The following is a 24,849-nucleotide window of genomic DNA, read 5'->3' on the forward strand; positions in this document are numbered from 1 at the left end:
GCTCGTCCCTCCGTCAGTCCTTCTTACGGCCGCGCCGCGCGGCCTCGGGCCGCCAGTCCCGCAGAGCCTCGTCGGTCAGGCCGTGCTTCGCCTGTTGCTGCTCGAGCACGGTCCGGAACTCCTCCGCCGGGTCACCGCCCCATTCAGCGTCGTAGCCACTGTGCCACTGCTCCACCCAGGGCAGCACCTCGGCCAGCCCGGCAAGCAGCGGCGCGACCTTCTCGGCGCCCCATCCTTCCTGCTCAAGCCGGTCGTTGATGATGTTGACCAACGCGAGAGCCTGGTCCTTGTGATCCCAGCCGGCCCACCCGAGCAGGAGTGTCGGGTCGATCTCCGGTCCGGCGCCTGGGTAGGAGACGAACCGCTCCTTGGGCACGTCGAGCTTGCCGCGCTGCGACCAGTAAGACGTCTTGAGGAAGTCTGCCGAGGTGTACTTCGGCGGCACGCCGATGTCGAGCCGCCGGCCGGTGCGATCCTCCTCGCGCTGCTTCTCCCAGACGAGTTCCCACTGGGCGCGCTTGCGCAGGCCGGACTCCCTGTAGCGCATGGCGGCGAGGTAGGGCACGTGCTCGGAGACGATGATCTGCTCGAGCACGTCGGCCAGCGACAGGTCCGGCTTGCCGAGGTGATCGGCGGCGTACAACGCGGCGACGTCGTTGACGTCCTGGTCTTTGCGCAGGAGGTCGGCGAGCTGGCTGACGGTCAACGTTCGTGGGCTAGTCAGGCCGTCGCGGAGGGCGAACCAGAGGTCCTTGCTCTCGCACCGGTCGAGCAGCCAGGATTCGAGGGCCTTGCGTTCTTTCTTCTCCCACGGCTCGCTTGACCAGCGGCGCTTGCACTCGGGTCGTTCGATAAGCGCGATGTCTCGACGGTTGGTGATGGTCTCGATCCGCTTCTCGACGACCTTCTTGTAGGACTCGGGCCAATGCTGCGGGATATCGGTGATCGGCGTCGACCCGTGCCGCTCGAACCAGGCGGTCTCGAGTTCTCCGTCCTCTCTCTTCCGGGCCATGACGATCTCGAAGGCTCGCTCACCGAGCTTGAGCTCGGGCACGTCCTCGGTGGCGGCGCGGAGCTCCTGTGCTTCGGCGTCGGTGAGCAGCCCGTAGAGCTGGTAGACCTCCCAGTCCAGCTCCTCCTGCAATGCGATCATGCGCCCGCGGATGCGCTCTTGTTCATCGTGGGCCGCATCAAGTTGGATTCGCGTCGGCTTGGATTTCTCTATGACAGCAGAAGGGTCTCGTTTTGCAAGGTCTTGCGCCAGGTCATCTAGTCCTCGGCCCGAATCTCGTGGGAGAACGTCGACGAGGGGGACAGCCTCGATGTTCGAAGCGTTGAACGCATAACGTTCCATCCAGTCTTCTGGCTGAATCCCTCGCCCCATTCCGCTTCCCCCTTTGGGGAAGCAGCGTTGTTTCAGCCAAAAGCAAATCATCGAGGAGTTGAGAAGTCCCAGTAGTGCCTGGTGGTCCTCTTCGGTTGCGTCAGGTGGAAGTTTGATCACGGGTGCGGTCTGCTTGAATATTCTTCCGCCACGATCCAGTATAAAGTGGTTATGTGTAGATACCTCTGCAAAGGTGATCGAAAGTTTGGTTTGTAGCTTCTTGTAGGTTAGTCGGCCGTATTCGGACCATTTAAGCTCGGCGTCGACCTTTGTTTTGCGGCCAAATAATATGTTGTTTGAGAGCGTGGTCCTGGCTGGCCACATTGCTGCGTGGAGGGCAGGAAAATCCTCAACATCGAGCGGTTTGTATGATGAACTGTAAGGAAATATCGCCGATTCGCAAGTGTCGTGTGACCAGTCTCGCAGTATGTCTCCGGTTACTATTTGGCGAACATGTGCGCTGTCCAAGGACTTGCGAATGAGACTTTTCTCGGGCTGGATGTAGAGGTCGTCCTCTAGGGTGAAGCAGGTGATGCCCGCTGAAGCGATCTTACTTTCAAGAATTCTGGTGCTAGCGTTCTCGATGTCGCTTAGTAAAAGATCGGATCCTCCGCCGCTGATTGACCAGGGATGAGTGCTCATGGTGAGACGGCAAAGGTCCGCGGCGGAAACCCAAGCTGACTCGCTTCCTGGGGCGTTGAGCTGCTGAGTAATCGCCTGCCAGACTTTGCCTCGTGCGGCTTCCACGGGCATGCTGGGTTCGCCACGGATGCCGAGAATGGCTCGGATCGGTTTATGCTCGTTGGAAATATTTTTTCGGCCGATCAGGATCACTGTTGGGGTGCCATGACCTGGGATGTAGGCGCCGGAGGTGTCGATGACGTAGGTCAGATCGATATTTCGGAAGAAGTTCTCGATCAGCTTCTTGCCGAACTCACGTTTCATGAACGAGTTCGCCGTAATCTGGCCCACGTAGCCGCCTTGCTGGTTCGGCGTCGCTAAGTGAAACAGGCGCGCTGCGAAGGGAACAGACAGGGCATACTTGCCGGAGCAGACATTCTTCCACCGCTCGCGGTAGTTCTCGTTCTCCTGCTTGTCCTTAACAGTGATGTATGGCGGGTTGCCAACGACCACGTGGTAGGAGGCCGGGGTAAGGAGGTCGCACGAGTCGATGTAGTCGTTGATGTCTTCGGTGCGGTAAGTGAACTCCTTGTCCGGCTCGGACTTGAGCATGTCCATCTGCTCGCCCTTGACATCGCGGCCGTGGAGGAGTGAGTCGCCGACAGCGACGTTGATGGGGAAGATGCCCGCTTCGGCGAGGGTCGGAGTGCCTGCTTGTTTGAGGGCCTCGACCAGCAGGCGGAAGCGGGCGATCGAAGCGGCAAACGGGTTCTTGTCGCAGCCGTGCACCGATTCCAGGGCGCGGCGGATCAGGACCCACTTGTCGACCCCATCGGAGACACGGCGCCACTCGGCGAGGAGGCGGCGGAAGATACCAAGGAGGAAGTGTCCGGAGCCACAAGCCGGGTCGATCGTGCGCAAGCCTTCCCGGACGCGTTCGACGCCGCCGCCGTGCCGGTGGATCTCGACGGTAGGGTCCAGGCCGAAGGTCTGCAGCGCAGGTGTCAGGGTCAGGTCGAGGATGAATTCCTCGACGAATTCCGGGGTCTGGAGCAGCGCGTACGTCTTCTTCGCGTGTTCCGAGAGGTCCTGGTAGAGGTCGCCAAGGAAGCGGGTGTCCCAGGTGTCGCTCGTGAAGTCGTGGACGACCTCGCCGTCCGGGCCGCGCCGACGCCAGAACTTCAGCAGGGCGCTGGCTGCCTCGTACGACAGCGGCAGGTCCCAGAGCGGGTTGAAGCGGCGGTCGAACAGGCCCGCCGCGGTCGGGTGCGCATCGGACAAATGTTCGAACGCGGCTTCCAGCCAGTCTCGGTCGTTTAGGTGCGGCTTCGCACGGAAGAACGCATCGTGCCGCTCTCCGGCGATGGCAAGGGCATCGCCGGGCCCGGACAGGAACGGCTCGGGGATCAGGCCGTTGTCCTCGCAGAACCGCACGTAGACGCAGCCGAGCAGCCACGCGACGGCCGCCTGCGTGATCCTCTCTTCGGCCCACGACTCGTAGATCGACGCGGTGCGTCCGGCATCCTTGGCCGCGCGGTGCTCGGCACGCAGCCTGACATCGAACTCCGCTTCGGCGCTGCGTTCCCGCAGGTCGTCTTCCAGCACCCTCAGCTGCTGGCGCAGGTCGGCCAGTAGGGCCTTCTGATCGATCCCGTTCGCCACGTTCGTGTGCTCCCTCGCCCATGTACTCACCGTGACATCATCGCCATGACGCCACGCAGCACTAATCAACGTACCAAGCTGCTACCTGCATGGTTACGTCGATGACGTCGTCCAGGCCGTCCTCGGCCTCCCGGACTGCGGCACCTCGGGCCACCCGGCCTCGTCGACCCGCGCTACGGCGTGCGTCAGCCCAGTTCGATCTCCGGCTCGATCTCGGCCAGAACCTCGAGTTGCGCACGAAGCTCGGCATAAAGACCTGGTACCAGCTGCGTCACCTCGAGGACGACTGCGAGTGCGTATTGCACCGGCTTGTGGTCCTCATACGGCCAGCGGAAGCTGTTCCGCGCCACGACCACAAGATCGGTGTACTTCCGATCCCACGCATTCTTCCATGTTTTTCCCGCCGCTTGATTGGCGCCCTGCAGCCGGAGCCGATCGGCCGGTTCCAGGTCGATCTTGTACTTGGCCAGCTCGGTCGGTGCCTCTTCGGGAGATGCCGCGTACTTCGCTCGCACGTCATCGACATCTGCTCCGCGGTAGGCGTAGACGGACATCCGGCTGGACAGGTAACTGAGCCGGGTCGCTCGTGTGGGCGGGTCGAAGGCCAGGCCGATCGCGAGCCGCTTTTCGCCGGGCTGGAAGAATACTGAAGGAACCCGCACGGTGTAGAAATGCACCTCGTCGGCTTTCAGGTTTTCCTCACTCAGCAACACCGCTCGGTGGTCGCTGGAGAACTCGGCTCGCTCGGCTACCACCTTGCCGAAACCGGACAGGTGGCGCTCGAAATATGCGGCTTCCTTTTCGGAGTCGGCCTCTAGGATGGGTTCGGCCGGCACCGTCGTGGCAAGCAGAAGCGCTCGGACGCTGGTCGACCGCAGATTTGGGTATCGGCCCAGTACGCGAAGAGCGGCATGAGTGACCAGCGGGGCGGCGAAGCTGGTCCCGATGTCCCGGGCGAGTACGGCGTCCGGTCGGCCGCCAGCGGCCCCTACGACACCACCCCGGACACTGTCCGCGATGACCCGCTTGCGGTCCTCGTCGTACACGAACGTCCCACCTGGTGCGGACAGTTCCGGCTTGATCGCATTCTCGATCCCCGGCCCGGTTCGGGTCACCGGACTCGGTTGGCCCGCCTTGCCGAGCCGGTGGCGGGCGACCGAATCTCGTGCCGGACGGGCGCCCTGGTCGTCGTGCGGCACCAAAGCCCCGACCGTGAGCGCCAGTGCCGACATGGCCGGTGGTATCAGGCCGGTCTGTTCGGAGTCGATCAGCCATCTGCCATACACCGGTCCGGCGTGGTCGAACGCTTCGACGTTCCCGGCGCTGACGACGATCACCAGGTCGCGTTCACGGGCGATCTTGTCCAATACCGCGGCGATGCCGACCGGTGCCGGTGGCCGGTAGGGGTGGCCGCGGTCGCCGAGTGACAGATTGACCACACGAGCGCCCCGTTCGGCAGCCATCAGTACCGCTCGCTCGACGAGTGACTGCCACAGTTCAGCATCGGGAAAGGTGTTCTCGTGGTTGAGCACGCGGATTCCGAGGATGCGGCCGGCCGCGTGCAGCGGGTCTTTCCGGTGTAGCTTCCGTTCGAGGGATCCATAGACGGCGAGACTTGCGACGAGGCTGCCGTGTCCGGATTCGTCGGCGCCATCGGCGATATCGTCGGCCGCACTGACGGTTTCGTAGATCGCCGGGGCCAGCAGCGGGTTGCCCGCTTGGATCCCGGAGTCGATGATCGCGACGAGCGGCGCGGTTCTGGCGGGTGGGCGGATCTCGGGTAGCCGGTCGGCCGGCCACTGATCGATTTCGGGTTGGCTCAGCAGCGGCCGTGGCAGCAGCGAGGCGCGGCTGATCCGGTCGGTACGGACGACGTCGAGCACGAGTTCCGCGCGGATCTCCGCTCGGATGATGGACAGACCGACCTCGTAGCGACAGGTGCTGTCGAGGATGTTGGCTTCGGCGTTGCTCAGTGCCGTACGGGTTTCTTGATTGCGCAGGATCGTGTCCTCCCTGCTCTCCGTACACCAGCAGGTGAAGTCGATCTTCAGGATCTCGTTAGGGCTGACTGAAACGAGCCGTTGTGCGAGGTCCTCATCGACAACATCCGAGGGCTCCAGCGGCCGGATGCGATCGATGGCGTCGAAGAGTCCGAGATAGCGGGGATTTCCGCCGCGTGTGAGGACGGTTTCGTACTGCTTGCGCTGGTTGAGGAAGCTTGTCATCTCCGGATCGCCCGAGAATGCGGCAAGGGCCGAATCGCCTCGGCCCTCCAGTACTCGTAGGCCCGCATTTTCCAGTGCCTCGACCAGGTTCGCGACGGCATCGTTGCACTCGATCACCATGACCAAGGCAGGATTGATGCCGAGTACTCGCTCGCGAGTCTGGTGCCGGTCACGGAGGGAAGCCGCCTGCTGGGCGAGGTCGCGGGCGTGTTGTTTATGGTCGGCGTAGCGTCGGCCCCGGCCGCCACCACCGGAAGGTTTGCGGCGCGGAAGGGGCGCCAAGGCGCGCGCGATCTTCAGGTGGGCGTGCTCGTGAACACCGTCGAAAGCAAGCTGTGGCGATGCGGCCATGTCTCCCGGCTTACCCGCTCAGTGAACTCGCCGCTACGCTTCGGGGTCGAAGATCAACCGGATTGCCTAGTCGGCTACTCCGGTCGTGACGGCATTACCGAGGGTGTCCAGTCGATCGCGCAGCCGCTGCCACGCCTGAGTCATCGACTCGTTGTCGACCGCCGGTTTGCCGGCCAGCACAGTTCGACGCAGCGCGTCGAAGCACACCAGTTCGACCTCGGCCGGACTGCAGCCGGAAAGCTTCTTGGCCCAGGTCAGGGGTGTGATGGTGGAACGGACAGCCTTGAGCTTGCGGCTGATCAATTCACTCGATTGGGTCTGGGTCAGCTTCCCGAATCCGATCACTTCGTCGAACCGGCGCCATACCGCGGCGTCGATCAGCTGCGGATGGTTCGAGGTGGCGACGACCACCGACTCGCCGTGCATGTCTTCGAGTAGTTGCAGGACGGTCGCCGCGACTCGCCGCAGTTCGCCGTGGTCGCCGGTTTGGCCGCGCTGCTGGCCGAGCACGTCGAACTCATCCAGCAACAACACGCAGGGAGTCTGCTCGGCAAACCGGACCACCGACTCGATATTGCGGGATGTGTCGCCGAGGAAGGACGAAGTGAGCGCCGCCAAGGAAGCTGTCGCGACCGGTAGGCTCAGTTCGGCCGCGATCGCGTGTGCGGTGGCGCTCTTCCCCGTGCCTGGTGCACCGAGCATGATCAGCCGGGCACGGGGCCGCAGCCCGTGGCTGGTGAGAACACTGCGAGCGCGGTGTTCGGTCACGATCTCGTCAACCACTGTCCGCACCTTCGGGGCCAGGACCAGCTCGTCGAGTTCGTGTTTTGGCTTGCTCAGACGCAGCAGTGGGCGCTCGTCGCGGCTCTTCGGGATGGCCTTGAACGTCAGCGACAACCCGGCTCCCGGACGTTGCTGGGAGTTCAGTTCGTGTTCGAGCTCGTCGGCAAGCAACCGGTGGTTTTTCCGCCGTTCCTCGGCGATGAGCTCGCCTGCGGTTCGGCGGAATCCCGCATCATCCGACCGGACGTAGCTGGCGAACAGACGACGGATGAGGTCGCTGTGCGCCATCGTGGTCTCCCTCCCGGACTTCGGACCTGCCGAATTCCCACCCTAAGGGCTCGGCCACCAGAAGGCCGAAGGTGGGATCCGGATATCTGTTCACGCGACCTGGTCGCTACCGAGGTACTCGAGATACTCGCTGCGTAGGACGACATGGTCATGCTCGCCCGCGGTTTCGACGACCTGTCCACCCAGTGTCGGCTTCTCGCCGGGCGTGTCGGTCGGGCACAGGAGCCACAAGCCGTGCGGGAGGTCTTCCGAATTCCGTGCCGCGCGCTGCAGCTCGACCAGGAACTGCCGTCCCCCGGCCTCGAAGTACCGCCCGACCAGCCCCGCGTCATGGAGGAACAACACACTGCGGGGCGGCGCTCCGGCCATCTTCGAGAGCAGCTGCTCATGAACGCGTTGCCAGGTCGCCGAGACGTAGGAAGCAAGACCCGGGGGAACTCTGCCGCCCGTGGAGATGCGCGCGTCGGCGTTCAGGACGCGGTTCCATGCCTGGTGGCGCGCCTGGGCGAGAGCTCGGAACTCGGCGAGGAACAGCCGTCCGAGATCTATGGCGACGACGTCGTGTGTGTTCGTGAGCAGCCGAGCAGCACCGGGGAGGTACTTCGCCCGCAGTTTGAGGGCAAGAAACCCGCCGAGCCGTTGCGCTTCGGCAAGCCGAGCCGACACATATTCGGCCGACGTTCGGCCGGAGCTGATCGCGGCCAGGTCGACTGAGCTCAGAGACTGAGAAGAACTGGGTACCGGAGCACGCATTTCCACTGGTCTCGGTGGACAGAACCGGCCGGACACCGAATCGAAGGTCAGGCTGCTCCCCGCTTCACGCAGAGCGTCCGAGACTGCGAGCGTGGAGGGGTCGCCCAGATCGATTTCCGGGAAGCGAGCCCGGACCTTTGCCAGCAACCCGGTCAAGGTGATCCCTCCGGGATCGACGCCGGCGGCCGCCTGCGAGATGCGGAGGCCGCGGACCAGCCCCAGGTTGCGTGGATAGAGTTCCAGCCGCCGGGATGCGGCAGTGTGGACGGACATCGAGGCAGCCAGCGAAAGCAACCTCGTATCGGCCAGCGGCTGCATCCCCTCCGGCCGCTTCGATGCATGGAGTTCTCGTAAGACAGTTGCCGAGCTCGGCAACGGGTCCCGGCTGGAGATCTTGTCGGCTGCTTCGCCCAGCGCAATGGCGTAGTCGCCCAACTCGTTGGGAGTCGGCTCGTCGGAACCGTCGAGTGATTCGGAGGTAAGGATGATGCGTTCGTTACGGCGTAGGACGGCCAGCGCAGGCTCGGTGGATTCCGGCTCGTCCTTGTCCGGGGTGAGCTCGGTGTCGGTTGCGGCTCGCACGATGGCCAATGCGTTCCGGCGCGCCAACCCGGGATCTTCCTGGTTCGAGCCGTGCCGAGCCAGGAATTCGTCTGCGACCTCCTGCGCCGTGGCCACTCGGCCGAGCTCCCCGACGATCTCGATGATCTCTTGGCGGATTGTGGTCAGCCAGTCATGCCGACGCCATCGGCGAACAGCTTGGCTGTAATACTGTGAGACTTTCGGCTGGGTGGTGCTGAGTACATTTGCCACCGTTTTCTGGGTGGGCCATGGTTTGAGGTCGAGAACGGTGCCGTCGGCCCTCGACAGACCGAGCACTGCGCGTTCGATATCCGCGGACTTGGGTTTGGTGCCGGGCTTGGGCAGCAGCCGCTCGAGGATTAGATCCACGGATTGCCGACTCGGGTCGACCGGTACTTCGAGGTCTTCCGACGGTGGTTCCGGCCGACGCGGTTTCCCGTTGAGCAGCTTCGCGGCCCATTGGCGATAGCGCCTGGTCAGTTCCCGGCGGGTCAAGGCACCTGCCCCCCGGGCGCGCGTCAGCGCCGAAACTGGAAGCTCCAGCAGCTGGCCCACAGTGGAAGCGCCGAGACCCTCGGCGACCGAGATCGCCCGGGATGTCAGCCCCGCGGCTCCGAGCGGAGTGTCGAGTTCGGCGGCCTCCGCGGAGCGGTCGAGGTTCTCCTGTTCCGGCCGGTCGTCGTCCGTTTTCGTCGCGGTGGCCGGCGTCGTTGCCGGGCGAGCCTGGTCCGCTTCGGTGAAGACGGAACGCCACAGGTCGTCCATTTCGCTGAGCGACTTGAAGCGCTTCTCAGTGTCCCTGTTGAGGGCGCGCCGGAAGAACGCGGCCAGTCCGTCCCGCAGGCGCGGGTCGAAGAGGTGCTCTTCGATCTCCGGCGTTTCGTGGTCGGTCACTGTCGGTGCGTTGATTCCGTCGCCCCATTGGGGACGCGAAGCAGTGGCCATCTCGTACAGTGTGATCGCGGCCGCGTAACGTTCGGCGTGGTCGTCGTACAGCTTCCGCCGAGTCGTACCCAGGAAGGGGTCGAGATAGCCTCGCGTACCGACGTGGTCGGCGAGCGAGGCCCTGGCGAGCGAGAAGTCGAACAGCTTCAGCTGCGTCGGGCGGCCGGGACGGTTGCGGACGCCTATGTTGTCCGGCTTGATGTCGCGGTGGTGAATACCGGCCGCTTCGAGCTGGTACATGGCGACGAACAGCTCGCGGCCGAGCCGGTCGAGTTCGTCGTAGCTGAGCCTTCCCTCGACGCGCAGCTTCTTCGCGAGGGACAGCTCACCTGCGAACTCGAGTTCGAGCGCTGTGTGGTCGCCGATCTTCCGGGGACCGTCTAACAGCTGAACGATCGTTCCCCCGGTGACTATGCGCAGGGTCTCGGCCTCGTCGACAAGCTTTTCGGCCTTCTTTTCGTCGAGGGCGACCTTGAAGACCCGCTCATCGACGACCGTACCTTCGTCGGTCTCCCGCACCCGTTCGACCAGCAGGGCCCGCGCTGTCGCTCCCGTGCCGAGGACCTTACGGACGAACCACTCCTCGTCGATCTCTTGGCCGGCGATGGCCTCGAGCGGGTCCGCAAAGGACCGCCCGGTCGACTGCGGCTTCGCGTCCGTCTCGGCGTCGTCCAGCCGTTCCAGGAAGTCGGCCGCCGAATCAAGGCGGAGCGTCACATCCGCGCGGGTCGCGTCGTAGATCAGGTCGCCGAGCTCGTAGGGCAGACTGTCGTTGACTGCAGACAGCTGTAGACCGCCGTCGGTGCTGAGCCGGTCGAGCAGCTCAGCCTTGGTAGCAGCTGGTGGCAAGCCGGTCAGTATCAGATAGGACACCGATCCGAGACCGAAGACGTCCAACTCGACCGGGTCCGGATACTGATGATCGGTTTCAGGGGCGAGGTAACGCAGCGAGGTGTCTTCGAGGAACGCGCCGTCGAGCGAGGAGCCGCCGATCGAGCGCAGAGATGTGGCTTCGAAGTCCCGGGCAGCCGTTTGCCAGTCGGTGAGCCGAAGGACAGGCCGGGATCCGTCGGACCGGCAAGCGACGTAGACCGATCGTGGCGACAGCGCGCGGTGGTAGAGCGATCGGTCGTGGGCGTACCTCAGGGCCTCGGCCAGCTGACGGACCAGGCCGAGCCGATTCTCGGTGGTCAGGGCCTCGTCGAAGGCAGCAAGGTAGGCGTCGAGCCTGAGATCTGCCTCGTCGTGCCGAAACAGGATGGCGGGACGTCCCTGGTGCTCGTCGAACAGCCGAGCCTGGGCGATGCCGCGGTGCTCGATGCCCTGAAGCACCTGATACTCGCGTTTCGCGGCGCGATGAACCTTGCCTTTTTCGTCCTTACCGGCGCCTTCGCCGATGAGGTAGATCCTGAGCCTGCCCTGCTCCTCGAGTTGACCATCGTCGCGTTTGACCAGCCTGTCTTCCCAGAACGGTCCGGTGTCGAGCGGGCGAGGCTCGAGCTTCCACGAGTCTTTGAAGTGCAGGTGCGCGGTGGCAGGCTGGATGCCGATGGCCTGCATCAGCTGCGGAAGGGTCCGGGACGCGAAACCTGGCTTGATCCGGTCGGACTCACGGTGTGGTGGCTGTGCCAGCAGGTCGTCCCAGATCGCAGGCAGGCCGGTCTTCCGGTGCCGGCCGTAGATCTTCGGCTGCTGGAACTCGTCGAGCTCGCTGTGAAGACCGGGGTCGGTCAGGAACACCGCCGGCTCGATCCAGGGGACGCGTTCGGGCGACCCGCTTCGTTCGGCAGCGCGTTTCAGCTGACCACGGAGTTCCTTGGCCTTGAGGTTCGTCAGCTCCAGGGGATTTTGGATCGTGCGCGTCCGGCCTGTGTGCGGGTCGGTGATACGCCAGGTCGAGCCGCGGTTGACCACCCGTCCCGGGTGAGCTTTGAGCTCCAGCAAGTACAAGCCCGACGGGACGGCGATCAACAGGTCGCACTCGTTGATGCGGCCGGATGCCGCAGTGAAGGAAAAGGTCGCCCACGCGCGATACGGCTCGGCATTCGGCATCTGCCGCTTGATGAAGTCGAGCCCGTCCTGCTCCCAGACGAAGTCCGATTGCCTCCGCTGGTGCCAGCGCGACGAGGGCATGGATGACCCGGGCGTAGTGCTCGGCGTCACGATCCACCTCCGGTTGCAAACGCTGGATGTCGTGATCCTACCCAGTGGTTCCGACAAGTTGTCCGGTCACCGATCGGATACGCGGCTACGGTCTGGCGCCTGTCGATGTGGGCCCATGGGAAGCGTGAGGGCACCGGACTGATCGGTAGTCGGCGGTCAGCGTCGGGCTTCGATGCGTCAGGACGATGTGACTGACTGCTCGACCGACTCGGCCATAACCGTCTGTGTGCGGGTAGACCATCTGGAATCGTGCGTTGACCTGGGCAGCCTGGATGGAGGAGTGTCGCTCCGTCGCTCAAGTCCTGCGGAAAGGGCTCGAATTCGGCATCCAGGGGCTCCAGCTAGTGCCATCACTCCAGTGCGCGTGCCGCTTTCGTCAGAGATGATCGCGTGTGACGCTGGCGCGGTGGAAGTGACCCCGGTGAGCCGGGCTGAGGCGGTCCGGTTCACTGGGCTCATGGCAATTCCGGAGCTCGCGCTGCGGCAGATCGAACGGTGGTGCGCGCAGCGCGTCCCCGCGCACCTCCAGGACCGGATCCGGGTCGAGTGCCGGACCCGGGGCCGGTCGGTGACTATCGTCGAACGCCGGGCGCCGTGGTCGCCTCAGGCGGGGCCCGAGTGGAGCGAACAGAAGATCGCGCAGCTGCGGCTGGACGAGTTCGGCATCTGGTCGGTGTGGTGGGCCGATCGGAACGGGCGGTGGCTGAGCTATCCGGACGCGCCGGTCGCCAGCACGCCGCCCGCGCTGCTCGACGAGATCGACCGCAACCCCGGCGGGGTGTTCTGGGGCTAGGACGGCGGCGGGAAGCGAACCTCGTTGCGGTCGATCTTCGCGTGCGCCGCCGCGGCGAGGTCGACGCCGAGGCGGTCGGCCAGCTGCAGCAGGTACAGCGTGACGTCCGCGATCTCGTCCAGCACCTTCTCCTCCAGCGCCGGATCGGCTCGCCACGCGTCGGATTCCTCGGGCGTCAGCCACTGGAACAGCGCGGTCAGCTCGCCGACTTCGCCGGAAAGGGCCATCACGAGGTTCTTCGGGGTGTGGTACGGCTCCCAGGCGCGGGCCGCCGCGAAGCCGCGCAGGCGCTGGGTAACGTCGTCGAAGGTCACCCGCGCGATTCTGCCCTCGTGGTCACGCAGTGCTAACGGCCGTATGGCGGACTGGCGTTGACCGGTGAATCTCTCACTCAATAGGTTGAACTTCGTCGGGATTGTTGCGGGGACCAAGGCTGGGAAGGGAACGTCTTGAAGTACCTGCGATCCGTCCGCGGCCGCATGCTGGGCATCGCGTTCATCCCCGGCGGCGCGCTCGTCGCCGTGGCTGTCGTGATCGCGATTCTCCTGATCCACCAAGCGGTTCGGACGCGGGACATGGCCGTGGAGACGGCGGCCGCGGCGGACCGGACGGCCCGCGCGGTGGTCGCCCTGCAGGCCGAGCGGAGCGCGGCGATGGCCGCGCCCGACCAACGCAGTGCCGCGTACGCGACTTACACCCAGCGGATCGAGTCCGCCATCGCCGGCCTGCGTGACTACGCGCGCCACGCCCCGGACGTCGAGTCCGCCTACCAGCAGACGACCGCCGTCGAGCTGCTTTCCGTCGCCGAAGGCATGGATCGCTCCGATTCCCTCGCTCTGGCCGGCCTGGACAACGTCACCCGCGGGTCGTTCACCTCCGCCGTCGCCTCCTACCGGGCCGAGCTGGCCCGGGTCGTGCCCCAGCTCACCGAGAGTGGCCGGATGGCGTACGAAACGCTCACGCGTAGCGCCGAATGGAGCAGGCTGGCCGCCGCCGAAAACGCCTTCACCGCCGCCGAACCGCTTCCGCTCCCCGAGCCCACGTGGCGCAGCGCCTCCTACGCCGTGTCCGCTCAGCTCGGCCTGCTGTACACCCAGCAAAGCCAGTACGCCGTGCAGCTGACGCTCGACGACGGCCGCCGCACCCTCGCCGGCGCCCTCGCGGCCGGGACCGCGCTCCTGCTGTTCGCCGTGCTGCTGATGGTGGTGGTGCGGCGGCTGGTCGCGCGGGTTCCGGTGCCGGTCGTGCCGATCATGGTGCCGACGGTCCACGCGGCCATCCCGCGCCCCCGCCACGCACGGTCACGAAGATCGGGACTGCCGGATCCGTGGCCGCTGAAAGCCGTGTTCGACGACTTACGACGTCGATGAGGGGCTCACGAAGAGTCACGGATTACTCCGAAAAGAGCACGCGGTTGGCCCACACGCGTGGCCGCGGCCGTCGGGCAGACTGGTGCCCGTGAGTCCCCCCTCGGATCTTCGCCCCTACCTGCGCACTTTGGACGTGGAGACGCTGGCGGACCTGCTCCACGCCCAAGCCGAGCGCGATCCCGAGCTGCGGCACTCACTCGAACTGCGCGCCGCCACCCAATCCGGTGACGTCAGCGAGGCGCACCGGCTGCTGGACACCGCGGTCACCGACGGGAACGTCGAGTACACCGCCAAGATCGGCGCGGTCCTCGACACGCTGCAGCGGATGCTCGACGCCGGCAGCCGCGCCGACCTGGGCCCGCTGGCCCGGCGCACGGTCGACGACATCAGCGAGGTGCTGGAGCAATCCGGCGACCACGCCGGCGACCTGGCCGACCGGCTGGACCGGGCCGTGGAGCTGTACGCCCGCGCGTGCGCCGCCCGGCCGCCCGACCCGGAGAAGCTGGCCGACTGGATCCTCGAGGTCGAATTCGACGGCCCCGGTCGCCCGGTGATCGACCTCGCCGAGTTCGCGACCGCACTCGGCGAGCCGGGGCTCCGGCGGATCAAGTCCACTGTGGACGACGTGCTCGCCGCGAACGGGCCGGGCCACCGCCGTGACGTGGCCGAACGGCTGCGGGAGCAGCTGGCCGAGGTGCTCGGTGACGTCGACGAGCTGGTCGCCATCCTCTCGGCCAAGCCGCCGCGGGTGGACGTCAGCCTCAAGATCGTCCGGGTGCTCCGGGCGGCGGGACGGCACAGCGAGGCCATCGCGCACGCCGCCCGCGCGCTCACCCACGACAAGAAACCCCCGGAGCCAGAGGACGAAACCGCTCGCCGTCGCAAGGACTTCGATGCCCAGCCGGGTCGCGAGACGTACGCGGCCCTGCGTGAGGCCGCGACGAAGGACGGGAAGTGGACGGTGCAGCGCCGGGAAGCGCTCGCTTGCCTGCGCACCCGCGCGGCCGAGGGGGTCGAGCAGGCGGACGAGCTGGTCCGCGTCCTGCTCGACGACGGCCGTCCCGACGAAGCTTGGCGAGCCTGTGTCCGGTTCGGTGCGTCCGCGGAGCTCAAGCTCGAGCTGGCCGAACAGCGGGCCGCCGAGCACCCGGCCGAGGCGATCCCGGTCTTCCGCGAACACGTCGACGAGCTCATCGAGCGCAAGGATCCGCACGCCTACCGGGAAGCCGCGCGACGGCTCAAGCTGTTGCGCAGCTTGCACAAACGAGCCGAAACGCCGGACGAATTCACCGCTTACCTGGCCGCGCTGGTGGAAAACCACCGGCGGAAAACCCGGCTGATCACGGAAATCCGGACCGCCAGGATCGCCCTGCCGAAAGCCGTAACCTCGCCGCGCAGCCCTCGTTGACCCGGGAGAACCGGTGATACACGTGCACCGGGACATCGTGAGCGCGCCAGGCGTCGCGGTGGCCCAGTTCCGTCGTCCAGGCTCGGCGCCTCCCCGTCGAGCAGGGCGGCGGGACCCGCGCCAGGGCCACCGCGACCCGCTCGCGGTGAAGTGAAAGCATGAGCTCATGAGCCCGGTGAGTCGCGCCCGCAAGAAGGCACCGCAGCCCGTCACGCACAGCGTGACCGGCCTGTTCAAGGACGTCCTGAACGACTTCTCGGCGCTGGGCGCCGACCCCGCGCCCGTCGACGTCGAACTGCTCGCCTCCGAGGTGCTCGGCCAGTTCCACGACGTGCCCGTCGAGGACGGCGAAGAGCCGCTCGGCCTGGAGCTCATCGCCTTCGCCCAGCGCAAGATCACGCCCGGCGCCGCCGCGCTGCTGGCCGCGCTGAAGGTCGTCGCCGAGACCGACGTCGAGCGGAAGGCCGCCGACGCCGGGCTGCAGGTCGTCCTCGGCCGCGGCATCCCCGCGCCCGCCTGGGCCGACGGGCTGGGCCGGGTCACCGCCGGCGAGTGCTGGCGCACCGGGGACGTCTACGGCGACGAGTCGTCCCTGCTCTGCGTCTTCTCCCACGGCGACCAGGCGTACGGGCTGCTCGCCCTGCTCGACTTCACCGAGGGCGGCCGGGTGCGGGACCTCGTGGTGATCGACAAGCCCGCCGACGTCGTGGCCGAGATGCGGGAGCAGTCCGACGCCGACCCGGAGCTGGTCGTCTTCGAGGCCGTCGACCCCGCCGAGGCGCACCGCCTGATCGCCGACGGCCTCGCCGCCACCGACCACCTCGACGAGGCCGACGTCAGCGAGGACTACGCCCGCTTCCACGCCGTCGCGCTGACCTGGTGCCGCGCGCTGCCGGAGCCCGCGCTCGTGCCCGAGGTGGCCGAGTGGTCCGAGACCGAGCGCGCCGCCGTCGTCGAGCAGTTCGTCGCCGCGAGCGGTGAGGACGCCGACGCCGCCCGCGCCATCGGCGGTCTGCTGCTGGAGCACGGCCTGCGCACCGACCCGGGCAACCCGCTGCGCGTCGGGCCGGAGAAGATCGCGCGGTTCCTCGAGGGCCTGCTCGGCGAGGAGTACGAGCTCGACGCCGACCACGAGGACGCCGTCGAGCCGGTCGTGCTCGCCTGGGTGCAGTGGACGGGCGAGCGGGCGCACCTGACCGAGACCGCGATCGCGGCCCTCGACGAAGCCGTCCAGGACTACCTGAGCGAGTACGCCGACGAGGACGACTCCCCGCTCGAGCGCTACTTCGCCGACACGAGCGACCTGTCGCCGACCGAACTCGCCGACGCGCTGGAGCGGCGGATGTTCGCCGTGCCGTCGACGACCACGGAGATCGACGAGGAAGAGGTCGACCTCGACCCCACCGACGCCGACCAGCGCCGCGCGCTCGTCATCGCCGAGGCCGACGAGGACGAGGAAGAGCAGCGGCTGATCCTGCGCGCGACCATCGTCGACCAGCTGTGGGACAACGAGCCCGCCGAGGTCTGGCAGGCCGCCGAGCGCTTGGGCGAGGGCGAGCTCGACCGCGACGAGATCTTCGAGCAGCTGATCGACGCCCTGGAAAACAGCCTTCTGGACGCGGAAAACCTCGAATACGACGCCGACGCCTACCTCGAGGCGCTGGCCGAGCTCTGACGGCTAGGGGAGGGGGTCTGCGGACTTCGCCTTGCTGCGGCGCTCCTGCAGCCGGTCGTCGAAGTCGACGACGAAGGTTCCCGCGGCCATCGCGATCAGCAGAGCCAAACCGAGCACCGCACCGACCCACGTGAGGATCATCGAGAACATCGTGGGCCTCCTCCCCAGCTCAGAGCCGTTTTCCTGACTCCTTCAGGGTCGCTTTCACAGCGGATGCCCGGTATCGGCCAACCGGTTACGGCTGACCGGCCCGCCTCGGCCGAACGGCCGGTTTCCGGCGCGGAGAGTCGCCAGGCCCCGACAAACCGTGCTCGCGCACTCGCTCAGCGTGCGAAAGCGCGGCATGTGGGTGACGAGGTGCGTGACCAGCCCGTCCGCCCTCGTGAGTGGTAAGGCGGGTTCTAACCCGCCTTACCACTCACGAGGGGGTCAGAGCTTGCGGAGGCGGACCCGGTTGATCGTGTGGTCGCAGTCCTTGCGCAGCACCAGCGTGGCCCGCGGCCGGGTCGGCTTGATGTTCTCCATCAGGTTCGGCTCGTTGATCGAGTGCCACAGGTGCCGGGCCTCGGCGCGGGCCTCGTCGTCGGGCAGGCCGGCGAAGTGGTGGAAGTGCGACGCCGGGTCCGCGAACGCCGTGTGCCGCAGCTCCAGGAACCGCTCGACGTACCAGCGCTGGATGTCGTCGGTGTGCGCGTCGACGTAGATCGAGAAGTCGAAGAGGTCGGACACCATCAGCCGCGGTCCCGGCTGCAGCACGTTGAGGCCCTCGACGATGAGGATGTCCGGCTGCTGCACCACCTGCTCCTGGCCGGGCAGGATGTCGTAGGCCAGGTGCGAGTACACCGGCGCGGCGACGCGCTCGGCACCCGACTTGACCTCGGTGACGAACCGCAGCAGCGCCCGGCGGTCGTAGCTCTCCGGGAAGCCCTTGCGGTGCATGATCCCGCGCCGCATCAGCTCGGCGCGCGGGTACAGGAAGCCGTCGGTGGTGACCAGGTCGACGCGGGGGTGGTCCGGCCAGCGGGCGAGCAGCGTGCGCAGCAGGCGGGCGGTGGTCGACTTGCCGACCGCCACGCTCCCGGCGATGCCGATCACGAACGGGACCTTCGTGCCGCGGGAGTCGTCACCGAGGAACGTCGTCGTCGCTTCGTAGAGCCGCTGGCGCGCGGCGACCTGCAGGTTGATCAGCCGGGACAGCGGTAGGTAGACGTCGGCCACCTCGGCGAGGTCGACCTGCTCGCCGAGACCGCGCAGCCGCACCAGCTCGGCCGCCGTCAACGGCAGCGGCGTGGAACTTCGCAGCTCTTTCCATTGTTCCCGGTGCAGCTCGACATACGGGCTGAGTTCGCGGACCCGGGTCATCGCACACTCCTCCGGCCGTCGCCTGCACTGGCGGACGTTCACCTGCGTGTTCAACGGTAGGGCTTACGGCCGGTTAAAGCGCTGTGACGTAGTCCACCCCCGTCCAGGGGTTGATCACCCAGCGTCACGATCGGCGAAGACTTCGGCCCACGCCGCGGCCACCTGCCGGGCGCAGGTCGCGGGGGCGACGCCGCCGACGCCGGTGCCGAGCCCCGGCATCGCGATCGTGTCGACGAACGCCCGCACCGGGCCGTGGTCGAGCCGGCCGTCGCGCCAAGTCAGGAACACCGCGCGGGCGGCGAGGTACGGGTGGACCGTGTCGGCGGGCAGCCGTTCGCCCGGCTCCCGCATGGTCGGTGCGCTGATCAGCCAGGCAGGCTCGGCTTCGCCGGTCGGCACCACCACGGCGTCGCCGATCGGCAGCTCCCCGCCGTGGAAGGCCAGCACCGCGCTGCGGACGCTCTGCTCCACGCCCGGGAACGCCTGCGCGTACACGGCGTCGATTCCGCCGCGCATCCAGCCGTAGGAGTTGGCCGGGCTGACCACGGCCTGGGCGACGACGTCGAGCACCGACCCGCGGTGCACCCGGACCCGGCCGGCCAGCTTCTGCGCGGCGGCGGTCCAGGCCTCGGCGAGTGGTTCATCGACGGCGCACAACACCAGTTCCGGTGCGCGGGGGGCGAGTGGCGGCTTGGCGCCCTCACGTCCGGTGTGCGTGCCCGATTCGGCGGTCACCCGCCCAGCATCGCAAAAAATGCCACCCGGCGTAACCGGTTCCCGTACCGGCTGTCCGAGTGAATGTCGCCACGGTCAGGCCCCGTAGCCTTGGTGCTGTGTCACGGATCGCATACTTCGGCCCCCGAGGGACCTTCACCGAACAGGCCGCGCGGGTGCTCGCCGCCGGCGAAGAACTGATCCCGGTCGAGACCGTCCGGCTGGCGATGACGGCCGTCCGCAACGGCGAGGCGGACGCGGCGTGCGTCCCTATCGAGAACTCGGTCGAGGGCGTGGTGCCCGCCACGCTCGACGCGCTCAGCGAGGCGGCCCCGCTGGTCGCCGTCGCCGAAACCATCCTGCCGATCCACTTCAGCGTGCTGACCCGGCCCGGCGGTGGCGACATCAAGACCGTCGCCAGCCACCCGCACGCACTGGCCCAGGTCCGCGAGTGGCTCGAGGAGAACCTGCCGGACGCGGACCAGGTGGCGTCGTCGTCGACGTCCGCCGCCGCGGTCGGCGTGCGGGAAGGCACCTTCGACGCGGCGGTCTGCGCGCCGGTCGCGAACGAGCACTACGGCCTCGAGGTGCTGGCCGAGGGGGTCGCCGACGTCCCCGACGCGGCGACGCGGTTCCTGTTGGTGCGCGCGCCGGGCGAGCTGCCCGAGCCGACGGGGGCCGATCGGACGTCCGTGGTCGCGGCGGCCGCGAACCGGACCGGAACGCTCGCCGAGCTGCTCACGGAGCTGGCCAGCCGCGGCATCAACCTGACCCGGCTCGACGCCCGGCCGACGCGCAGCAACTTCGGCGAGTACCGCTTCTTCATCGACTTCGAAGGGCACGTGGCCGAGCCGCGGGTCCTCGACGCGCTGACCGCGTTGCGCCGGCACTGCCGCAACCTCCGCTTCCTCGGCTCGCACCCGCGGGCCGACGGGACCCGCACCACGATCGAGCCGGGCTTCGGCAACGACGACTTCGTCGAAGCGGCCGTGTGGGCCGACGCGGTCCGCAAGGGGGACCGGGCGTGAGGCTGCTGCTCATCCGCCACGGGCAGACCGACGGGAACGTCCGCGGCGCGCTGGACACCGCCCTGCCGGGCCCGCCGCTGACCGAACTCGGTCGTCAGCAGGCGGACGCGCTCGCGGCGCGGCTGGCGGAGGAACCGCTGGTCGCGGTGTACGCGTCACAGGCGACGCGCGCCCAGCAGACGGCGGCGCCGCTGGCCGCGCGGTTTTCGCTGGACGTGCAGGTCGTCGACGGGGTGCACGAGGTCGTCGCGGGTGATCTCGAAGGGGCGACCGATCACGCGTCGATCCGGACCTACATGGACACGGTCCGGCGCTGGACGCTCGGCGAGCTGGCGCCGTCGCTGCCCGGCGGCGAGAGCGGCACGAGCGTGCGCACCCGGATGTTGGACGCGGTGGGCCGGCTGCGCGCCAAACACGAGCAGGCCGACCCGGACGGCGTGATCGCGCTGGTCAGCCACGGTGGCGCGATCCGGCTGGCCGCGGAGTGGCTGGCGCCGAACGTCCACGCGGACGTCGCCAACGCGGCGCTGATCCCCAACACGGGGCTCGTCGAGCTGGCGGCCCGGCCGGACGGCGAGTGGCGCTGCCTGACGTGGGTCGACACGCCTCTGTGAAGATCACGAAAGTGTGATCCTGTCACGTTTAGAACACGCCTGGTGGGGAATTTACGAAAGCAGCCAACCCGGCCGCGACCCGGTACGTCTACCCAGTAGCACCACACCAGGGAGGCGATTGTCATGAAGCTTTCACGGTTTTTCCCGGTCGTCGCGGCCTCGGCGGGCGTGCTCGCGCTCTCCGCGTGCGGCAGTGGCGGCACGACGAACACGGCGAGCAGCTCGACGCCGTCGAGCTCGGCGTCGCCGACCGCCACCACCACGGTCACCACCGCCACCTCGAGTCCCACCCCCACGACCTCGGCACCGGCCGAGCCGCCCGCCGCCCAGCCCGCCGACAACGGGTTGTGCAAGTCCGGGGACGTCAAGCTGTCCCTCGGCCAGGGCGACGCGGGCGCCGGCTCGGTGTACCGGCCGCTGCTGATCACGAACTCCAGCGGGAAGCCCTGCACCATCCAGGGGTTCCCCGGCGTGTCCTATGTGGCCGGTTCGGACGGGCACCAGGTCGGCAAGGACGCCTTCCGCGAAGGCACCAAGGGCAACGCCGTCAAGCTGAACCCCGGCCAGACCGCGGCCGCCGACATCCAGTTCGTCAACGTGCGCAACTTCGACCCGGGCACCTGCCAGCCGACGGCGGTCAAGGGCCTGCGCATCTACCTGCCGCAGGAAACCGCGTCGAACTTCGTGCCGAGCGAAGGCACCGGCTGCGCGAGCACGAAGATCCCGGGCAACCAGCTCGCGGTGAAGACCGTCCACCCGGCCTAAATGCGGCCACAGATCTCTTTGGCCTCGCTGAGGTGCCGCTGGCCGGAGGCGTCGCTGAAGTGCAGGCTCAACACCATCCGGCTGACGCTGTCGATGTGGTCGGCCAGCGGCTGGTAGTTGGCGTTCACTTGGGCGGCGGCCGCGGACAGCTCGCGCGCGGCCACCATCCGGTGCAGCCGCTCCGAGCTGAGGCCCGGGGTCAGCGTGGGCTGGGTGTCCCGGCTCGTGTCGGGCAGCTCGCCCACGCGGTCGAGCGCCTGGCACGCCGCGACGGCGTCTTCGAGCGCGCCCGCGTGCACCCCGGACAGTCCCCACAGGAGCCCGAGCACGCTGCCGCCCAGCACGAACCCGGCCACCGCGCTCAGCACGAGCAGCCGTCTCGACGGCGGCGGTGACGTGGACTCGTCCGACGGCTCGTCGAAGTCGGGATCGGCGTCGGTGCCGGTCCCCGGGTCCACGGTGCGCATGACTGCCTCCTCACCACCTGGGTGAGGAGCTATTTCAGCTCACAATCCCGGATCGTGGTGCGTCAGCGCCGCGGCTGAGTCCGATTCGTCACCGAGGGAGGAGCGCCGCAGCGCGCCGAAGGCGAACGCGGCGATCACCAGCATCGCCACGCCGGACACCGCGAACGTCCGCGCGGCCGAGCCGAGCTGCTCGGTCAGCACCCCGCCCAGCAGCGCGCCCAGCGGGATCGCACCCCAGACGACCGTGCGCCACACCCCGAGCACCCGGCCGAGCAGCTCGCCGGGCACGAGGGTGTGGCGGGCCGTCGCGAGCACGACGTTCACCGCCACCACCGCGGCCGCGAACAGGCCGAACAGCGCCGCGCCCGCGACCGGCGAGCGCACCAGGCCCATCCCGCCGAACCCGAGGCCGCAGCAGACGATCCCGCCCGTGACCACCGGGAGCCGTCCGGTCGCCCGTACCAGCCGTGGGGCGACGCCCGCGCCGAGCAGCCCGCCGATGCCCCCGACGAACGCGAAGAGGCCGAAGGTCGCGTCGGACAGGTGGAGGTCTTCGAGCGCGTAGAGCACCAGCTGCGCCTGGGCGAGCTCGCTGACCAGGCTCAGCAGGCCCGCGACGACGACCAGCCGCAGCAGCAGCGGGTGCCCGCGCAGCCAGCGCAGGCCGTCGGCGAGTTCGGTGCGCAGTTTCGCCGGCTCGACCGGTGTCTCCGCCTTGGCGCGGTAGGTGCCCGCCAGCCCGAGCAGCACCGCCGCCGCGATCGCGAAGCCCGCGGAGTTGAGGACGAACGGGAAGGCCGCGAAGAGCGCGAACGTCAGGCTGCCGACCGGGCCGCCGAGGAACGTCTGGCCGACGATTTCGCAGGCCTGCAGCTTGCTGTTGGCCGCGTCGAGCGAGCCGTCGCCGACGACCGCCGGGATCAGCGCGTTCGCCGCGCTGTCCGCGATCGTCTCGGCCGTCCCGATGATCAACGCCGTCAGGTAGACCAGCCAGATCGTCATGCCGCCGACGGCCACGAGCACGGCCAGCACGCCGACCGCGACCGCGCGGGCGGTGTTCGCGACGATCATCGCGCGCCGCCGGTCGATCCGGTCGACCAGCGCGCCGGCGACCGCGGCGAACAGGAGCCAGGGCAGGAACTGGGTGGCGGACAGCCCGGCGATGAGCACCGGATCCCGGGTCAGGGTCGTGGCCAGCAGGGGCAGGGCCACCTTGCCGATGCCGTCCCCCAGGTGGGACGCCGCGCTCGACGTCAGCAGCCACCTGAGTCTTCGGCCGCCTCCGTCGTTCCGGGCTTCGTTCACTGTGCCTCCCCGCACGAATCGACGCCCAACGACTTCGGTACGAGGATAACCGCGGAGATGGCTGCGCGTGGTCACGTTGTCACTAGCAGTGAATCTCGTGACGGTTTCCCGGAGCCGGCGCGGAATTCGGTGGAACGCGCCGGGCCGACGAGGAAATCCGCGCGGGTCAGCCCCAGCCGAGCTCGTGCAGCCGGGCGTCGTCGATGCCGAAGTGGTGGCCCAGCTCGTGCACGACGGTGATCAGGACCTCCTCGACGACCTCGTCCTCGTCCTCGCACATGGCCAGGATCGGCTGCCGGTAGATCGAGATGCGGTCGGGCAGCACCCCGCCGTACGACGACGTCCGCTCGGTCAGCGCGATGCCGTGGTAGAGCCCGAGGATGTCCGGTGCTTCGTCGTTGAACTCCTCGACGAGCACGACGACGTTGTCCATCGCGCGCGCGAACTCGGGCGGCACCTCGTCCAGGGCTTCGGAGACGAGCTCTTCGAACCGCTCCCGGCTCATCTCGACCGGCATCAGCCGCCCTGCTTCGGCGTCGAGGGGGTGGGGTTCTGCGTGGCCGGGCCCCCGCCGCCGTCCGACGGCGGGCCGCCGTCCTGGGGCTGGCCGCCGTCCTGGCCGGCCGGGGCGGCCTTGATGCTGCCGGTCACCGCCTGCAGGCCGCTCTTGTCGGGCAGCACCGCGGCCACCTTGCAGTTGACCTTGGTCGAGCCGGTGTCCCAGCTCTCCTGTTCCCGCAGGTCCCAGGTCAGGATCAGCTTCTTCGCGTCGAGGTCGGCGCCGCCGGTGTAGCTGCCCGCGGCCTTGTTGCACTCGGTGTCGAGCCAGGCCTTCTGGTTGTCCTGGGAGGGGTAGCCCTCCTTGAAGTTCGACTTGAGGTCGAGGGTCGCGACGATCTCGTACGAGTGCGGCTTCGTGCAGTCGATCGGATCGCCGACGCCCTTGCCGAGCAGGGCCAGGCAGGTGCCCGGCTCGAAGACCAGCGACTGGTCCTGGTCCTTGGCCGGCCCGGTCGTCGGCAACAGCCGGCCGCCGGGGCCCGCCCACTGCAGGCCGCACCGCAGCTGGCGGTCGCCGTCTTCCCACTGTGACGGCGTGGGGCGGAGCAGGTTCGTGGTGAGCTTGCCGTAGGGGTCGAGCTTGTGCCCGAGGTACGGCTTCACGTCCGCGGTGCACTTCTGCTGCGCGATCTGCTGCCACTGGTCCAGCGACGGGACCGGCGCGTCCTCCGGGTACTGGGCGCCGATGTCCACGAGCGAGGTCACCTCGAACAGGTGCGGCTCGGTGCAGGCCACCTTCCGCGCGTCGCTGGCGTCCGGGTTGTCCCAGGTCAGGCAGCTGCCGGGGGGTGAGTGGAACGCCTCCTGGGCCGCCGCGGACAACCGGCCCGCGCCCCCGCCGGACCCGCCGGTGATGCCGTCGCTCCACGAGAACACGACGCTGAGCGCGAGCGCGATGAGCGCGCCCGCGAAGATCCCGCCCATCACGACGCGGGTGCGCAGTGTCTGGGTGGCGGTGGGGAACCGATCGGCGCTGGGAGACATCGCAGTCCATGATGCCCGCGCCGCGCGCGACGTGCGCGATCCGGGT

At 67.9% G+C, this 24,849-nt stretch carries 19 protein-coding genes; 7 read left to right on the forward strand and 12 right to left on the reverse strand.

From position 1 onward, the window contains the following. Positions 1-13: 13 nt before the first annotated feature. From pglX to pglW, 4 genes are all read right to left on the reverse strand, one after another. Positions 14-3,667 (reverse strand): BREX-2 system adenine-specific DNA-methyltransferase PglX, encoded by a 3,654-nt coding sequence (pglX, locus tag ACFPLC_RS15195; RefSeq protein WP_378197392.1) that lies wholly within the window; start codon positions 3,665-3,667, stop codon positions 14-16. 185 nt (positions 3,668-3,852) lie between these two features. Further along, the gene (locus ACFPLC_RS15200) at positions 3,853-6,243 is read right to left on the reverse strand and encodes a S8 family peptidase (protein WP_378197389.1); all 2,391 of its coding nucleotides are present in this window, start codon (positions 6,241-6,243) and stop codon (positions 3,853-3,855) included. 66 nt (positions 6,244-6,309) lie between these two features. Next, positions 6,310-7,314 (reverse strand): AAA family ATPase, encoded by a 1,005-nt coding sequence (locus ACFPLC_RS15205; RefSeq protein WP_378197386.1) that lies wholly within the window; start codon positions 7,312-7,314, stop codon positions 6,310-6,312. 90 nt (positions 7,315-7,404) lie between these two features. Then, positions 7,405-11,757: a BREX system serine/threonine kinase PglW gene (pglW, locus tag ACFPLC_RS15210; protein WP_378197383.1), complete on the reverse strand. Its 4,353-nt coding sequence runs from the start codon at positions 11,755-11,757 to the stop codon at positions 7,405-7,407. A 457-nt stretch (positions 11,758-12,214) separates the two neighbouring features. On the opposite strand from pglW, the gene ACFPLC_RS15215 reads away from it, so the two are divergent. After that, entirely contained in the window at positions 12,215-12,550 is a 336-nt protein-coding gene (locus tag ACFPLC_RS15215; RefSeq protein ID WP_378197380.1) for a DUF3024 domain-containing protein, read from the forward strand. Here ACFPLC_RS15215 and ACFPLC_RS15220 read toward each other — a convergent pair. Then, entirely contained in the window at positions 12,547-12,864 is a 318-nt protein-coding gene (locus ACFPLC_RS15220; RefSeq protein WP_191308899.1) for a nucleotide pyrophosphohydrolase, read from the reverse strand. The genes ACFPLC_RS15215 and ACFPLC_RS15220 overlap by 4 nt on opposite strands. Before the next feature lie 135 nt (positions 12,865-12,999). Here ACFPLC_RS15220 and ACFPLC_RS15225 point away from each other — a divergent pair, with 135 nt between their 5' ends. The 3 genes from ACFPLC_RS15225 (at position 13,000) to ACFPLC_RS15235 (ending at position 17,003) form a co-directional block, all read left to right on the forward strand. Continuing rightward, positions 13,000-13,920, forward strand: coding sequence for a nitrate- and nitrite sensing domain-containing protein (locus ACFPLC_RS15225; RefSeq protein ID WP_378197377.1), 921 nt, complete (start codon positions 13,000-13,002; stop codon positions 13,918-13,920). Positions 13,921-14,008: 88 nt separating this feature from the next. Then, positions 14,009-15,328 (forward strand): tetratricopeptide repeat protein, encoded by a 1,320-nt coding sequence (locus tag ACFPLC_RS15230; protein ID WP_378197375.1) that lies wholly within the window; start codon positions 14,009-14,011, stop codon positions 15,326-15,328. Positions 15,329-15,494: 166 nt separating this feature from the next. Next, positions 15,495-17,003 (forward strand): hypothetical protein, encoded by a 1,509-nt coding sequence (locus ACFPLC_RS15235; protein WP_378197372.1) that lies wholly within the window; start codon positions 15,495-15,497, stop codon positions 17,001-17,003. 3 nt (positions 17,004-17,006) lie between these two features. Here the strand turns inward: ACFPLC_RS15235 and ACFPLC_RS15240 are convergent, their stop codons facing one another. The 3 genes from ACFPLC_RS15240 to ACFPLC_RS15250 all read right to left on the reverse strand — a co-directional run bounded on the left by ACFPLC_RS15240 (position 17,007) and on the right by ACFPLC_RS15250 (position 19,100). Continuing rightward, positions 17,007-17,144, reverse strand: coding sequence for a hypothetical protein (locus ACFPLC_RS15240; RefSeq protein ID WP_378236309.1), 138 nt, complete (start codon positions 17,142-17,144; stop codon positions 17,007-17,009). Positions 17,145-17,432: 288 nt separating this feature from the next. Further along, complete coding sequence (gene coaA / locus ACFPLC_RS15245) at positions 17,433-18,365, reverse strand: type I pantothenate kinase (protein ID WP_191308904.1); 933 nt, start codon at positions 18,363-18,365, stop codon at positions 17,433-17,435. A gap of 114 nt (positions 18,366-18,479) precedes the next feature. Further along, positions 18,480-19,100, reverse strand: coding sequence for a macro domain-containing protein (locus ACFPLC_RS15250; RefSeq protein WP_378197366.1), 621 nt, complete (start codon positions 19,098-19,100; stop codon positions 18,480-18,482). Between the two features lie 98 nt (positions 19,101-19,198). On the opposite strand from ACFPLC_RS15250, the gene pheA reads away from it, so the two are divergent. The 3 genes from pheA (at position 19,199) to ACFPLC_RS15265 (ending at position 21,486) form a co-directional block, all read left to right on the forward strand. Continuing rightward, a complete protein-coding gene (gene pheA, locus ACFPLC_RS15255) occupies positions 19,199-20,107 on the forward strand; it encodes a prephenate dehydratase (protein WP_378197363.1) in 909 nt (302 codons plus the stop codon). Then, positions 20,104-20,721: a histidine phosphatase family protein gene (locus tag ACFPLC_RS15260; RefSeq protein ID WP_378197360.1), complete on the forward strand. Its 618-nt coding sequence runs from the start codon at positions 20,104-20,106 to the stop codon at positions 20,719-20,721. Before pheA ends, ACFPLC_RS15260 begins: the two co-directional genes overlap by 4 nt. A gap of 117 nt (positions 20,722-20,838) precedes the next feature. Continuing rightward, on the forward strand, positions 20,839-21,486 hold the full coding sequence (locus tag ACFPLC_RS15265) for a DUF4232 domain-containing protein (protein ID WP_378197457.1): 648 nt from the start codon (positions 20,839-20,841) through the stop codon (positions 21,484-21,486). On the opposite strand, the gene ACFPLC_RS15270 is transcribed toward ACFPLC_RS15265, so the two are convergent. The 4 genes from ACFPLC_RS15270 to ACFPLC_RS15285 form a co-directional block, all read right to left on the reverse strand. Then, a complete protein-coding gene (locus tag ACFPLC_RS15270; protein WP_378197357.1) occupies positions 21,483-21,953 on the reverse strand; it encodes a hypothetical protein in 471 nt (156 codons plus the stop codon). The two genes, ACFPLC_RS15265 and ACFPLC_RS15270, sit on opposite strands and share 4 nt — an antisense overlap. A 39-nt stretch (positions 21,954-21,992) precedes the next feature. Continuing rightward, a complete protein-coding gene (locus ACFPLC_RS15275) occupies positions 21,993-23,258 on the reverse strand; it encodes an MFS transporter (protein WP_378197355.1) in 1,266 nt (421 codons plus the stop codon). A gap of 166 nt (positions 23,259-23,424) precedes the next feature. Further along, a complete protein-coding gene (locus ACFPLC_RS15280) occupies positions 23,425-23,775 on the reverse strand; it encodes a metallopeptidase family protein (RefSeq protein WP_020642760.1) in 351 nt (116 codons plus the stop codon). Further along, a complete protein-coding gene (locus ACFPLC_RS15285; RefSeq protein ID WP_378197351.1) occupies positions 23,775-24,803 on the reverse strand; it encodes a septum formation family protein in 1,029 nt (342 codons plus the stop codon). The genes ACFPLC_RS15280 and ACFPLC_RS15285 overlap by 1 nt, the downstream gene beginning before the upstream one ends. Between the last annotated feature and the right edge of the window lie 46 nt (positions 24,804-24,849).

Origin of the sequence: Amycolatopsis plumensis, assembly GCF_042652605.1 — a bacterium.
Taxonomy (GTDB): domain Bacteria; phylum Actinomycetota; class Actinomycetes; order Mycobacteriales; family Pseudonocardiaceae; genus Amycolatopsis; species Amycolatopsis plumensis.